At 52.6% G+C, this 12818-nt stretch carries 13 protein-coding genes; 11 read left to right on the forward strand and 2 right to left on the reverse strand.

Annotated features, from left to right (window positions below; all coding sequences use genetic code 11):
- The first annotated feature begins 35 nt into the window (after positions 1-35).
- The 8 genes from atpE (at position 36) to mgtE (ending at position 7327) form a co-directional block, all read left to right on the forward strand.
- On the forward strand, positions 36-263 hold the full coding sequence (gene atpE / locus ACT3TF_RS12515; RefSeq protein WP_096276749.1) for a F0F1 ATP synthase subunit C: 228 nt from the start codon (positions 36-38) through the stop codon (positions 261-263).
- Positions 264-339: 76 nt separating this feature from the next.
- A complete protein-coding gene (locus ACT3TF_RS12520; RefSeq protein ID WP_096276751.1) occupies positions 340-810 on the forward strand; it encodes a F0F1 ATP synthase subunit B in 471 nt (156 codons plus the stop codon).
- A gap of 11 nt (positions 811-821) precedes the next feature.
- Positions 822-1358 carry a F0F1 ATP synthase subunit delta gene (locus ACT3TF_RS12525; RefSeq protein ID WP_096276753.1) on the forward strand — a complete coding sequence of 179 codons (537 nt, stop codon included), beginning with the start codon at positions 822-824 and terminating at the stop codon, positions 1356-1358.
- A gap of 16 nt (positions 1359-1374) precedes the next feature.
- Positions 1375-2919: a F0F1 ATP synthase subunit alpha gene (gene atpA / locus ACT3TF_RS12530; protein WP_441684359.1), complete on the forward strand. Its 1545-nt coding sequence runs from the start codon at positions 1375-1377 to the stop codon at positions 2917-2919.
- Between the two features lie 67 nt (positions 2920-2986).
- Complete coding sequence (atpG, locus tag ACT3TF_RS12535) at positions 2987-3874, forward strand: F0F1 ATP synthase subunit gamma (RefSeq protein ID WP_096276757.1); 888 nt, start codon at positions 2987-2989, stop codon at positions 3872-3874.
- A 76-nt stretch (positions 3875-3950) separates the two neighbouring features.
- Complete coding sequence (atpD, locus tag ACT3TF_RS12540; RefSeq protein ID WP_096276759.1) at positions 3951-5330, forward strand: F0F1 ATP synthase subunit beta; 1380 nt, start codon at positions 3951-3953, stop codon at positions 5328-5330.
- Positions 5331-5354: 24 nt separating this feature from the next.
- On the forward strand, positions 5355-5783 hold the full coding sequence (locus ACT3TF_RS12545) for a F0F1 ATP synthase subunit epsilon (protein WP_096276761.1): 429 nt from the start codon (positions 5355-5357) through the stop codon (positions 5781-5783).
- A 161-nt stretch (positions 5784-5944) separates the two neighbouring features.
- Positions 5945-7327, forward strand: a complete 1383-nt coding sequence (mgtE, locus tag ACT3TF_RS12550) for a magnesium transporter (RefSeq protein ID WP_096276763.1) — start codon at positions 5945-5947, stop codon at positions 7325-7327.
- Here mgtE and ACT3TF_RS12555 read toward each other — a convergent pair.
- Entirely contained in the window at positions 7324-7923 is a 600-nt protein-coding gene (locus ACT3TF_RS12555; protein WP_444672293.1) for a phosphatase PAP2 family protein, read from the reverse strand. The genes mgtE and ACT3TF_RS12555 overlap by 4 nt on opposite strands.
- Positions 7924-7995: 72 nt before the next feature.
- On the reverse strand, positions 7996-9189 hold the full coding sequence (locus tag ACT3TF_RS12560; RefSeq protein WP_441684361.1) for a cation diffusion facilitator family transporter: 1194 nt from the start codon (positions 9187-9189) through the stop codon (positions 7996-7998).
- A gap of 216 nt (positions 9190-9405) precedes the next feature.
- Between ACT3TF_RS12560 and ACT3TF_RS12565 the strand changes: the two genes are divergently transcribed.
- The 3 genes from ACT3TF_RS12565 to glmU all read left to right on the forward strand — a co-directional run bounded on the left by ACT3TF_RS12565 (position 9406) and on the right by glmU (position 12783).
- A complete protein-coding gene (locus ACT3TF_RS12565) occupies positions 9406-10206 on the forward strand; it encodes an undecaprenyl-diphosphate phosphatase (protein WP_441684362.1) in 801 nt (266 codons plus the stop codon).
- 77 nt (positions 10207-10283) lie between these two features.
- A complete protein-coding gene (locus tag ACT3TF_RS12570; protein ID WP_441684364.1) occupies positions 10284-11405 on the forward strand; it encodes an FAD:protein FMN transferase in 1122 nt (373 codons plus the stop codon).
- Between the two features lies 1 nt (position 11406).
- Positions 11407-12783, forward strand: a complete 1377-nt coding sequence (glmU, locus tag ACT3TF_RS12575) for a bifunctional UDP-N-acetylglucosamine diphosphorylase/glucosamine-1-phosphate N-acetyltransferase GlmU (protein ID WP_444672294.1) — start codon at positions 11407-11409, stop codon at positions 12781-12783.
- Positions 12784-12818: the final 35 nt, after the last annotated feature.

Genomic DNA, 12818 nt, shown 5'->3' on the forward strand with positions numbered 1-12818 from the left:
CTCGACCTTTAACTTGAAAAACTAGGAGCATTACCATGGAACTTATCTACATTGCTGCTGCCATCATGATTGGTATGGGCGCTCTAGGTACCGGCATTGGCTTCGCTATTTTGGGCGGCAAGCTGCTGGAATCTACTGCGCGTCAGCCTGAACTAGGCGACCAGCTGCAAACCAAAACCTTCCTAATGGCAGGCCTGTTAGACGCTGTTCCGATGATCGGTGTTGGTATCGCAATGTACCTGATCTTCGTTGTTGCCGGTTAATGACAGCTCAGCCGAGCGCTAAACGCTCGGTTTTGTTTCACTCCGGTCGCCACGAACTTGTCAGAGGTACATTCCTGTGAATATCAACATGACGCTAATCGGGCAGACGATCGCCTTCGCGATCTTTGTCTGGTTTTGCACAAAGTATGTGTGGCCTCCGATCAGCAATGCGCTTCACGAGCGTCAGAAAAAAATTGCTGATGGCTTAGATGCAGCTAGCCGTGCTAACCGTGACCTTGAGCTTGCTCAAGAGCGGGCGGAACAGATGCTGCGTGAAAGCAAGGAGCAAGCTTCTCAAATTCTTGAGCAGACCAATAAGCGTTCTGCCCAGATGATTGAAGAAGCCCGCGAACAGGCACGCGCTGAAGGCCAACGCCTAGTAGCGAGTGCACGATCCGAAATTGAGCAAGAAGTGAATCGCGCTAAAGATGAACTTCGTGCCCAGGTTTCTTATCTAGCCGTATTGGGTGCCGAGCGTGTTCTTGAAGCGTCGGTCGACGAACAAGCCCATCGCAAGTTACTCGATGAGCTTGCTGCTGAACTGTAAGGAGGTGAATCATGGCGGAATTACTTACCGTCGCTCGTCCTTACGCTAAGGCAGCGTTTGAATACGCGCGTGATAATGAGGCGCTTGATAGCTGGTCACAAGCGCTGAGTTTCTTAAGTTTTGCGGTAGCCGACGACGTTGTTCGCCATCGTTTAAGCAGTCCAAAACTAGACAGCGACCAGAAAGTGTCGCTGCTGGTTGAGCTAATTCCAGATCAGCAGGATGAAGCTTTACAGCGTTTTTTGACTGTTTTAGTAGACCAAGGTCGTTTAATGGCGCTGAAGTCAATCGCTGACCAGTTCGAGCACCTGCGTGCTGAACACGAACAGCGTATTGAAGTAAGCGTCACGTCTGCTTACACGTTAAATAGCAAGCAGCAAACGAAGCTAGCGAACGCGCTTAAGAAACGTCTAAATCGCGAAATCTCTATTACTACTCAGGTGGACAAGTCGCTTATTGGCGGTGTCATCCTGCGTGCTGGCGACACCGTCATTGACGGGTCAGTGCGTGGTCGATTGAACCGCCTTTCCGAAGCGCTAACCGCTTGAGTCTGAGGGACATGGCATGCAGCAACTGAATCCTTCCGAGATCAGCGACATCATCAAGCAGCGAATTGAGAAGCTTGACGTCGCATCCGAAGCCCATAACCAGGGCACCATCGTCACTGTTTCCGACGGTATCGTGAAAATTCACGGCCTCGAAGACGCGATGTTCGGTGAAATGATTGAATTCCCCAACGGCATCTTTGGCATGGTACTTAACCTGGAGCGTGACTCCGTAGGTGCCGTGATATTGGGTGACTACCTGCAGCTTGAAGAGGGCATGACCGCCAAGTGTACCGGTCGTATTCTCGAAGTGCCGGTAGGCCCTGAGCTGATTGGTCGTGTTGTCGATGCGCTGGGTAACCCCATCGATGGCAAAGGCGACATTAACGCCAAAATGACGGATGCCGTTGAAAAAGTGGCGCCAGGCGTTATCACTCGCCAGTCTGTTGATGAGCCGATTCAAACCGGTCTTAAATCAATCGATGCCATGGTACCGATTGGCCGTGGTCAGCGTGAGCTGATCATCGGTGACCGTCAGATTGGTAAGTCTGCCATTGCTATTGATGCGATCATCAACCAAAAAGGCAAGGGCGTGACCTGCGTCTACGTCGCCATTGGTCAGAAGCAATCGACTATTGCCAACGTTGTGCGCAAGCTTGAAGAGCATGGCGCTATGGAACACACCATCGTTGTGGCCGCCGGCGCTGCCGACCCGGCTCCGATGCAGTTTCTGGCGCCTTACTCTGGCTGCACCATGGGCGAATACTTCCGCGATCGCGGCGAGAACTCGCTGATTGTGTATGACGATCTTTCTAAGCAGGCCGTCGCTTACCGTCAGGTATCGCTGCTGCTGCGTCGTCCGCCCGGCCGTGAAGCTTATCCCGGTGACGTATTCTATCTTCACTCGCGTCTGCTAGAGCGTGCTGCGCGTGTTAATGCCGACTACGTTGAGAAGTTCACCAACGGTGAAGTGAAAGGCAAAACCGGTTCTTTGACCGCGCTGCCTATCATCGAAACTCAGGGCGGTGACGTCTCTGCGTTCGTTCCGACCAACGTGATTTCAATCACCGATGGTCAGATCTTCCTGGAAACCAACCTGTTTAACTCCGGTATTCGTCCGGCGATTAACGCAGGTCTGTCGGTTTCTCGTGTAGGTGGTTCGGCACAAACGAAAATCATCAAGAAGCTGGGCGGTAGCGTACGTTTGGCGTTGGCGCAGTACCGTGAACTGGCGGCGTTCTCGCAGTTTGCCTCTGACCTTGATGAAGCCACGCGCAAGCAGCTTGAACACGGTCAACGTGTCACCGAGCTGATGAAGCAGAACCAGTACTCGCCGATGTCGGTAGCAGAAATGGCGCTCTCGCTGTATTCCGCCAACGAAGGTTATCTGGACGATGTTGAAGTAAGCAAAGTGTTGGACTTCGAGCGTGCGCTGCACGACTACATGAAGTCTGAGCACGGTGATCTACTCGACAAGATCAACCAGACCGGCGACTACAACGGTGAGATTCAAGACAGCTTGAAGTCGGGTCTCGAGAAGTTCAAGGCGACTCAGAGCTGGTAATGTCTGGCCCGCCCGTCAGGGCGGGTTTGCATGCTTTCTGAGAGCCACGAACGAAAGGTAGATCGCTATGGCAGCTGCAAAAGAGATACGCACCCAGATCGGGAGCATTAAAAATACGCAGAAGATCACCAGCGCCATGGAAATGGTGGCTGCATCGAAAATGCGTAAAGCGCAAGATCTGATGAGAGCTAGTCAGCCTTACGCTAGGCAGATCCGTAATGTGGTTGGCCACATTGCCGACGCGAACCCCGAATACCGGCACGACTATATGATCGAGCGTAGCGAGATTAAGCGCGTTGGTTATATCGTGGTATCTACGGATCGCGGTCTGTGCGGTGGCTTGAACCACAACCTTTTCAAAGCGCTTCTGAAAGAAGCCGCAGGTTGGAAAAAGCAGGGTGCTGAGCAAGATTTTTGTGCCCTTGGCGCTAAAGCCAGTACTTTTTTCCGTAATTATGGCGGCAACTTGGTGGCAGCGAAGAGCGGATTAGGTGAAAACCCGACCGTTGAAGGGTTGATTGGCAGCATTAAGGTCATGCTCGAAGCATACGATGAAGGACGTCTTGACCGGTTGTATGTGGTGCACAATGAATTTGTGAATACCATGACGCAAAAGCCGGTTGTTCGTCAGCTTCTTCCGCTGTCATCCGATATGGGTGCAGACGCTGAGCAAGACAATGAAAACGCCCGTCCCGGAAGCTGGGACTACCTGTATGAACCGGATGCCAAGGCGTTGCTTGATAGCCTATTGGTTCGTTTCATCGAATCGCAGGTGTATCAGGCGGTAGTGGAAAACGGGGCTTGTGAACAAGCGGCCCGGATGATCGCTATGAAAAGTGCCACTGACAACGCAGGCGACCTGATCGACGATTTGGAGATGGTTTATAACAAGGCCCGCCAGGCCGCCATCACGCAGGAAATTTCTGAGATCGTCGGCGGCGCTGCTGCCGTATAACGCCTAGGGAGCACATTCTTATTATGAAGGCTCCCGGCAGACAGGTTTCATTTGCAGGTTTTAGAGAGGAACCAAGATGAGCGGACGTATCGTACAAATCATCGGCGCGGTGATTGACGTAGAGTTTCCGCGGGACTCTGTGCCCAAGGTCTACGACGCGCTAAAGGTCTCCGATGTTGAGACCATCCTCGAAGTCCAGCAGCAGCTGGGCGACGGTGTGGTGCGCACCATTGCTATGGGCTCCACCGAGGGCTTGAAGCGTGGCATGGAAACGACCAGCACAGGTGCCGCGATTTCCGTACCGGTAGGTAAGGAGACGCTGGGCCGTATTATGAACGTACTCGGCGAGCCGATTGACGAAGCGGGACCGATCGGCGAACAAGAGCGTATGCCTATCCACCGCAAGCCACCGACCTATGCCGAGCAGGCCGCCTCTGGCGAGCTGCTGGAAACTGGTATCAAGGTTATCGACTTGGTTTGCCCGTTTGCGAAAGGCGGTAAAGTGGGTCTGTTCGGCGGTGCCGGTGTAGGTAAAACCGTCAACATGATGGAGCTTATCCGCAACATCGCCACCGAACACAGCGGCTACTCTGTTTTTGCCGGTGTAGGTGAGCGTACGCGTGAGGGTAACGACTTCTATCACGAAATGACTGAATCCAACGTTATCGATAAGGTATCGCTGGTTTACGGTCAGATGAACGAGCCGCCAGGCAACCGTTTGCGTGTGGCGTTGACCGGTTTGACCATCGCAGAGAAATTCCGTGATGAAGGCCGTGACGTTCTGCTGTTCGTCGATAACATCTATCGCTACACCCTAGCCGGTACGGAAGTATCTGCATTGCTGGGCCGTATGCCGTCAGCGGTTGGTTATCAGCCGACTCTGGCTGAAGAGATGGGCGTTCTGCAGGAGCGCATTACCTCGACCAAGACCGGTTCGATCACCTCCGTCCAGGCCGTCTATGTGCCTGCCGACGACATGACCGACCCATCGCCGGCCACGACGTTCTCTCACCTGGATGCCACGGTATCACTGTCGCGTTCAATCGCTGAGTTGGGCATCTACCCGGCCATTGATCCGCTGGATTCCACCTCACGACAGTTGGATCCGCTGGTAGTGGGTGAAGAGCACTATGCGATCGCTCGCGGTGTGCAGAACGTTCTTCAGCGCTACAAGGAACTTAAGGATATTATCGCCATTCTGGGTATGGATGAGCTGTCTGACGAAGACAAGCTGGCCGTATCACGAGCGCGTAAAATCCAGCGGTTCTTGTCGCAGCCGTTCTTCGTGGCCGAGGTGTTCACCGGTTCACCAGGTAAGTATGTCTCATTGAAAGACACGATTAGTGGCTTCAAGGGCATTCTCGCTGGCGAATACGACGATATGCCGGAACAGGCCTTCTACATGGTCGGTTCAATCGACGAAGCTGTCGAAAAAGCCAACCAGATGAAGAAGTAATCCCGTCCATTAGGGGGATTCGCTATGGCGAATAGCTTTACTTGCAATATCGTCAGCGCTGAAGCATCTATCTTCTCAGGTACTGTTGAGCAGGTAATTGCTTCCGGGATTATGGGTGACCTGGGCATTTTGCCAGGTCACGCCCCGTTGCTGACCGAGCTTCAGCCGGGTCCGGTTCGCGTGATCCACGACGGTGGCAAGGAAGAGAACTTCTTTGTCTCGGGTGGCTTCATGGAAGTCCAGCCGGATGTGGTGACGATTCTGGCCGATGCGGCTTCCCGTGCCAGCGACCTCAACGAGGCCGCTGCCGAAGAAGCGCGTCAGCAGGCATTGAAAGCCTTTAATGAGAAGTCGACGGAGCTGGATTATACTCGAGCTGCCGCCGAACTTGCCGAAGCCACTGCTCAGCTGCGCACCATTCAGCAGCTACGCAAAAAGGCGGGTAAAGGCTAACAACCGCGCGCTTGCCGTGTGAACAACGTCTCTTAAACCCGCTGGTCAGGGTTTAAGAGGCGTTTTTTTTGTCTGCTAGTACGACGACTTAATACGATGGATTAGTATGATTAGCTAGGTCGGTAGAACGATGTTTGTCAGCGTGAAGGGGAGAACTAATTATGGCACTGAATGAAGAAAGCCTGCAGGCATTAAAAGCCGAGCTACTCAGTGAGCTGGCCAAGGAAGCGCCTAGCAAATCTGTATTGGCGTTACGGTTGGCTGAAATCCGCTCAGCGGATATCGGTGAAGTCCTCGAAGAGATGATTGAAGACGATGAAGAGCTGACGGCGGCGCTCTCTTTGTTGGATATTCTTTCTGCCGAGCGGGCTGCTAACGTACTGGGCTATTTGCCCGGCGAAAGCCAGCTCGAGGTGGTCGGAGAGCTGGACGATAGTCAGGTACTTAAGCTACTCGAAGAGATGGGCTCGGATGAGCGCGCTGATTTGTTTAATTTGCTGGATGATGACCGACGCGAAGCACTTTTACGCAGTATGGCGCATCAAGAGCGTGAGGATCTAAAGCGGCTCGCAAGCTACGAAGAAGGCACCGCAGGCGCCATCATGACCTCTGACTATGTGGCCATAGCCAGTGGCATGACGGTGTCGCAAGCTCTGATGCGCGTTCGTCAAACGGCTCCAGATGCTGAGACGGTATATCAGCTCTATATCTTAGATAGCGATGGCCAGTTAATAGGTACCATGTCGCTGCGCCAACTGATGGTCGCGCGGCCTGGCGCAATCGTTGATAGCATTATGATTAAAGATGTTATCAGCACGCGAGTAGACAATGGCCAGGAAGACGTAGCGCGTATTGTGGCGCGCTACGATCTGCTGGCCTTGCCGGTGATTGATGCCGATGACCGAATGGTGGGAATAGTGACTCACGATGACGCTATGGACGTAGCGGAATCTGAGGCCACTGAGGATTTCCATAAAGGGATGTCGATCGGCCAGCTTGAAGACGGCGTGAGCCGTGTGCCGCTCTGGAGCCTTTATCGCAAGCGCGTATTTTGGCTAGTACTGCTGGTGTTTGCCAACCTATTTTCCGGTGCGGGCATTGCCTATTTTGAAGATATTATTGCAACGCAGGTGGCGTTGGTCTTCTTTTTACCCCTGCTGATTGGTAGTGGCGGTAATGCGGGGGCTCAGGCCGCTACGCTGATGGTGCGTGGTATGGCAACGGGTGATATCGGTGTGAAAGACTGGAGCAAGATGCTTGGGCGAGAGCTACTCATCGCTGGTGCACTAGGACTGACCATGGCAATCGCGGTCACCCCAATTGGTATTTTTCGAGGCGGCGAAGCCATTGCCATGGTGGTAGCGCTTAGCATGGTGACTATTGTGCTGTTTGGCAGCTTGATAGGCATGTGCCTGCCTTTTGTGCTTGAGCGCTTTAAGGTCGACCCCGCCACCGCGTCGGCACCGTTGGTGACAACCTTGATTGATGCCACCGGCGTGTTGATCTACTTCACGTTTGCGACGGCTATTCTCTCTGCTGCTTAACGCCTCACCCAGCCGCGGCTGATTAGCGGTGCAAATAGCCGATGATAAAAGCGCTTGGCAACGTGTTCATATACAGGTAGCACCAACCAAGCGCGATTGAACCCTACCAGCACGGCGGTCAATGCGGACAGTAGTACAGCGCCCGCCATGTCCTGAGGGAAGTGAACGCCCATAAATATTCTTGCCCAGGCAACAGGAATGGCCAGCAACAGTAGGCAGCCACCGATACGCCGAGAGTGGTTGTTTAGCATTAAGCTAATGCCTATCGTGGTTAGAATTGTCAGGTGATTGCTAGGGAAAGCGGGGGTTGCGGAATGCTCTATCAGCGACTCGCCTATGGGAATCATAAAGGGGCGCGGCATCGGCCATAGCGTTCCTATAAGCCTACTGACTGCAAGGGCTAACAGCGTTGCAATGAGTGCTTCTAACAGTGATTGCTTGAGCGATTCGCTGCCACGCAGCCAGCCGATGATGAAAAGCGCGGGCACTAACCACATCAAATCTACAGCGCAGGTATATGCCAGCGTTATTAACCAAGACGGTGAATGGGGGGAAGCGTTGAGCAGCTCGAACAGGGCGATATTTAGCGAATTCATGACATCCAAACAGTAGTAAGTATTAGTGATCGTTTAAGTGGCTTTAGGGTTGTTGCTGTATGGGTAAAAAGACTAGCGCATTGAGCTACTGGCAGCGCGAGTAATGAACATCACCTCAACATGCCCTAACCATTCAATGTCACTGGCAAGTGATTTTAACTGGCTAGCGAGACACTGGGGAGGTTGGTTAACCGCATCATCAATAATCAGCGATACCGACACTTTGTCGTCTAGGTAATGCAGCTGCAGTTCGTTTAGCGTCCGCCATACCGGGTGTTTGTACCAGCGCTTATTCAGCGCGTCCTCTACTTCCGGGCGCAGCGGTAAACCGGGTAGGCGGCTTGGGTCCCCGGCACCAGCATCGTCTTCTGGATCAACGTGGAAAATCACATCGGTCAGTGCTGGAAATTCATGGCGCAGGCGGCGGCTGACCTCGTTGCCAATTTCGTGAGCCTCTGAAACGGTAATTTTAGGGCCAACCACGACATGTAGATCAACCATTACCCAGCCGGCTGATTGGCGGGTTCGCAAATCATGCACGCTATCTACCCCGGGGATGCTGCAGGCTACGTCATGCATTTGATTTTGCACATCCAGCGGTAGCGCCGTATCGACCAGTTCACGTGCGGATTCCCACAATAAGTCCAGACCCACCTTGCCGACCAATAAGCCAACAATGATAGCAGCCACGGCATCTAACCAGCCCAAGCCGAACTGAGCACCAATCAATGCGACTAATACAACGGCGGTGGATAAGGCGTCGCTACGGGAATGCCAGGCGTTGGCTTCCAATAATCTAGACTTAACGCGTTTGGCAACGCGCATGGTGTAGCGAAAAATCCACTCTTTGCTAAATAGCGCGATGACTGTAATAACAATGGCTAGCAGACCCGGTGCGTTGACCTCAGCACCGCTAAACAAGCGAGCCAGACTCGACCAGGCAATACCGCCTGCCACGAAAATCAACACGCTGCCCAGTAATAGCGTCGTCAGTGTTTCGATGCGGCCATGGCCATAATGGTGATCTTTATCAGGCTCTTGACGGCCATAATGAATAGCCGCCAGCACAAATCCATCAGTGACTAAATCAGACAGCGAATGTATACCGTCAGCGATCAGTGCCGCGGAGCCCACCGTAAAGCCGACCGTCACTTTGACGATGCTCAACAGCGCATCCAGCCACGCACCAATATAGGTGACGCGCTTAGCTTCTTGGCTTTGTTGCTTGTGGTCTTGAACCACTGGCGTTTCGATGGTCTGAGTCATGGGCACCTTGCAAGGACGCAGGCTTTCAGTAGGTGACTATTGTAGCGTACTCCTCATATGCTCTATAGCATCCACTGCTTCCAATTTGTGAAACAGCGTTATTGAGCGTCTGAGCGAGTAAGTATCAGTGACGGCAATGGCGGACAAAGAATTTGCGTATGTGTATCCTTAGACGACATTACAACCTATCAAATTGATTTAAACACAGGATTATTTATGGATTGGCTTCAGGTGGTGGTGTTAGCGGTTGTCCAGGGAATTTCCGAATTTTTACCCGTTTCAAGCTCTGCTCACCTGATTTTGGTGCCTGTGCTGACCGAATGGCAAGATCAGGGCCTAGCCTTCGATGTTGCGCTGCACTTAGGTAGCCTCTCCGCGGTCATTATCTATTTCCGCCAGGAAATTGGAAAAATGATCACCAGCAGCCTTGCGGCCCTCAGTGGTAAAGGCATCAATGAGGACGCGCGACTTGCCTTTTGGGTGACGATAGCAACGATCCCCGTGGGGCTTACTGGTTTACTCCTGCACGATGCTATTTCTGGCTACATGCGCTCTACGCTAATTATTGGCATCAGTTTAATTAGTTTCGGTCTATTGTTGGGTTATGCCGACTGGCGCAAGCGCGGAACGCGAAGCGAATATCAGCTGCGCTTAAAAGATGTATTGATCATAGGTGTCGCCCAGGCACTGGCATTGATTCCGGGCACCTCGCGCTCGGGCATTACTATTACGGCAGCGCTGATGGTGGGGATGAGCCGAGAAGGCGCTGCGCGCTTTTCTTTTTTACTCTCGATCCCCGTGATTGTGCTGGCCGGCGGTTTAGAAGCCGTTGGGCTATTTACATCACCGCAGTCGATTGATTGGGTGGCGATGCTGGCGGGAACTCTGATATCAGGGCTAAGCGCCTATTTGTGTATTCATTATTTCTTAGTCGTTATTAACAAATTGGGGATGCAGCCGTTTGTGGTTTATCGGGTGCTGTTCGGCGCTTGGCTGCTGTGGTTCTTTTATTTTTAAGAACGTCTCTTTTAAGGCTTTATATCTAAGGTAAAGCAACGATGAAAAGGTCTGATGAGCAAAAGTGTGTTGGATATATGTTCAGGTGGGGACGCGGGCTGATAGTGTTAGGCGCATTGCTGAGTGCCCTCTTGGTATTGTCAGGTTGTTCAGAAAATGACCGGCCGCTGGAGCCACCCGTACGCTATGAGGGAAACATATTTGGTACTTTTTATCAGGTGACCATTATGGATCCTCTCACGCAAGGCCAGTCGCGTGAGTTAGAAGAAGGGTTTTTGGCAGAGTTAGAGAGCGTTGATCATGCGATGTCGACCTATCGAGATGATTCAGAGCTGATCGCCTTCAACGAGGCTCCGTTGGGTGAATGGCAGCCGCTTTCTAATGAGCTTATTGAAGTGCTGGCCATTAGCCAATCGGTGGCTGAGGCAAGCCAGGGTGCATTTGATATTACCGTGGGCGATTTGGTGAATTTATGGAGCTTTGGCCCCGGCGCACGACCTGAGGAAGTCCCTTCAGATGAAGCATTAGCCGAACAGCTCGCTCAGGTGGGCTTTGATGCCATCGAGATTGATACTCAGAATATGCAGGCGCGGCGCACCCGCGATGTGTTTGTCGATCTTTCTGGCGTTGCGAAAGGTCATGCGACAGATCGAGTAGCCGCCTATCTAGACCAGCAGGATATTAACCATTATTTGGTGAACTTAGGCGGGGACCTGATTGCTCGCGGCTTGCGTGATGAAGACGAGCAAACGCCGTGGCGCATTGGCATTGAAGTGCCTGAAGATGGCGAGCAGCGGGCTCAGCATATTCTTCCGTTAGAAAGCATCTCCGTGGCGACATCAGGCGACTATCGCAACTACTTTAACGTTGACGGGGAGCGTTTTTCCCACACTATTGATCCACGCACAGGCCGACCGGTGACTCACCAGCTTGCCTCTGTGTCTGTTTTTCACCCTTCCAACACTTGGGCGGATGCCTGGGCGACTGCGCTATTGGTGGTGGGTGAAGAAGACGCCATGCAGATGGCGCTCGATAACAATCTTAAGATATTAATGCTTATTCATGATGGTGATGCGTGGCGCAGCGTCGGCAGCCCTGAGTTTGTTAATTATTTTGGTAAAACGTTGATAGATGAGCTGGGCATTGAGCAGTTACCGGCGCCGGCAAGCACCACCGTTCCCCCCGTAGCAGGTGAATAACATGCAAGAACTGGATATTGTCATTCTCGCAGCGGGTAAAGGTACGCGCATGCAGTCACATACCCCTAAAGTATTGCATACGTTGGCCGGTAAACCGATGGTGCAGCACGTGCTGGATTCAGCCTTTGCGCTGAATCCTGACCGTATCCATGTGGTCATTGGTCATGGTGCCGATAAACTGCGTGAAGCGCTGGCAGAAAGCCCCGTGCACTTTGCCGTTCAGGCCGAGCAGAAGGGCACTGGCCATGCTGTCGCCCAAGCGCTTGAGCAGCTAGGCAACGGCAACGTATTGATTCTCTACGGTGACGTGCCGCTGTTGCAGCATGAATCATTGAGCGAGCTGTTAGCCCACGTGGATGAGCAGCACATGGGGCTGCTAACGGTGACGCTGGATGATCCCAATGGCTATGGGCGAATTATGCGGAATGCTGCAGGCGACGCAGTGGCCATTGTTGAGCAAAAAGATGCCCACAGCGCTCAGCTCGCGATTAACGAATGCAATACCGGCATCATGGCGATGACTAGCGCTCAGCTAAAGCGCTGGTTGCCGCAGCTTTCGGCGGAAAACGCGCAGGGTGAGTACTATCTTACCGATGTCATTGCGATGGCGGCGGATGAAGGTATTAAGGTGTGTACTGCCCAACCGGCCACCGTTGTCGAAGTCGAAGGCGTCAATAATCGGGCGCAAATGGCTCGCTTGGAGCGCGCCTACCAACAGCAGCGGGCTGATCAATTAATGGAACAAGGCGTTGCGCTTGCTGACCCCGCACGCCTAGATATACGCGGGAGTTTGATCTGCGGACACGATGTGTTTATCGATGTGGGCTGCGTGTTTGAAGGTGAAGTAGAGTTAGGTGAAGGCGTGCGTATTGGCCCTTACTGCGTGATTAAAAATAGCACTATTGGTGCAGAAAGCGTCGTCGATACTCACAGCGTTATAGAAGGCACCGTGGCGGCAGGCTTTAATCAGATAGGCCCGTTCGCACGCTTACGCCCCGGTACGCGGCTGGCGGTGAAAGCCAAAGTAGGCAATTTTGTTGAAACCAAAAATGCCGATGTGGGTGAAGGTAGTAAGATTAATCACTTAAGCTACGTAGGTGATGCACGTTTAGGGCGCGATGTTAATGTGGGGGCTGGTACGATTACCTGTAACTACGACGGTACGAACAAACATCACACAGACATTGGTGATAACGTTTTTGTTGGTTCTAACAGCTCATTGGTGGCACCGGTCACGGTAGGCAAAGGGGCCACCATCGGGGCAGGTTCAACCATTGCAAAAGACGTCACCGAGTATGCGTTGGCGGTAACGCGGAGCCGTCAGATAGAAAAAAATGAATGGCAACGCCCCAGCAAGGTGGTAAAGCCCCGATTATAAAGTTTAATTTATAACGTTAACGTTTTAGAAAACGG

It is taken from the genome of Halomonas sp. AOP25-F1-15 (assembly GCF_052378675.1).
GTDB lineage: Bacteria > Pseudomonadota > Gammaproteobacteria > Pseudomonadales > Halomonadaceae > Vreelandella > Vreelandella casei.

Excerpts from the sequence above, each read along its gene's own strand:
- atpE (WP_096276749.1), top strand. The coding sequence starts at position 36 with ATGGAACTTATCTACATTGCTGCTGCCATCATGATTGGTATGGGCGCT.
- ACT3TF_RS12525 (WP_096276753.1), top strand. The coding sequence starts at position 822 with ATGGCGGAATTACTTACCGTCGCTCGTCCTTACGCTAAGGCAGCGTTT.
- atpA (WP_441684359.1), top strand. The coding sequence starts at position 1,375 with ATGCAGCAACTGAATCCTTCCGAGATCAGCGACATCATCAAGCAGCGA.
- atpG (WP_096276757.1), top strand. The coding sequence starts at position 2,987 with ATGGCAGCTGCAAAAGAGATACGCACCCAGATCGGGAGCATTAAAAAT.
- atpD (WP_096276759.1), top strand. The coding sequence starts at position 3,951 with ATGAGCGGACGTATCGTACAAATCATCGGCGCGGTGATTGACGTAGAG.
- ACT3TF_RS12545 (WP_096276761.1), top strand. The coding sequence starts at position 5,355 with ATGGCGAATAGCTTTACTTGCAATATCGTCAGCGCTGAAGCATCTATC.
- mgtE (WP_096276763.1), top strand. The coding sequence starts at position 5,945 with ATGGCACTGAATGAAGAAAGCCTGCAGGCATTAAAAGCCGAGCTACTC.
- ACT3TF_RS12555 (WP_444672293.1), bottom strand. The coding sequence starts at position 7,923 with ATGAATTCGCTAAATATCGCCCTGTTCGAGCTGCTCAACGCTTCCCCC.
- ACT3TF_RS12560 (WP_441684361.1), bottom strand. The coding sequence starts at position 9,189 with ATGACTCAGACCATCGAAACGCCAGTGGTTCAAGACCACAAGCAACAA.
- ACT3TF_RS12565 (WP_441684362.1), top strand. The coding sequence starts at position 9,406 with ATGGATTGGCTTCAGGTGGTGGTGTTAGCGGTTGTCCAGGGAATTTCC.
- ACT3TF_RS12570 (WP_441684364.1), top strand. The coding sequence starts at position 10,284 with ATGTTCAGGTGGGGACGCGGGCTGATAGTGTTAGGCGCATTGCTGAGT.
- glmU (WP_444672294.1), top strand. The coding sequence starts at position 11,407 with ATGCAAGAACTGGATATTGTCATTCTCGCAGCGGGTAAAGGTACGCGC.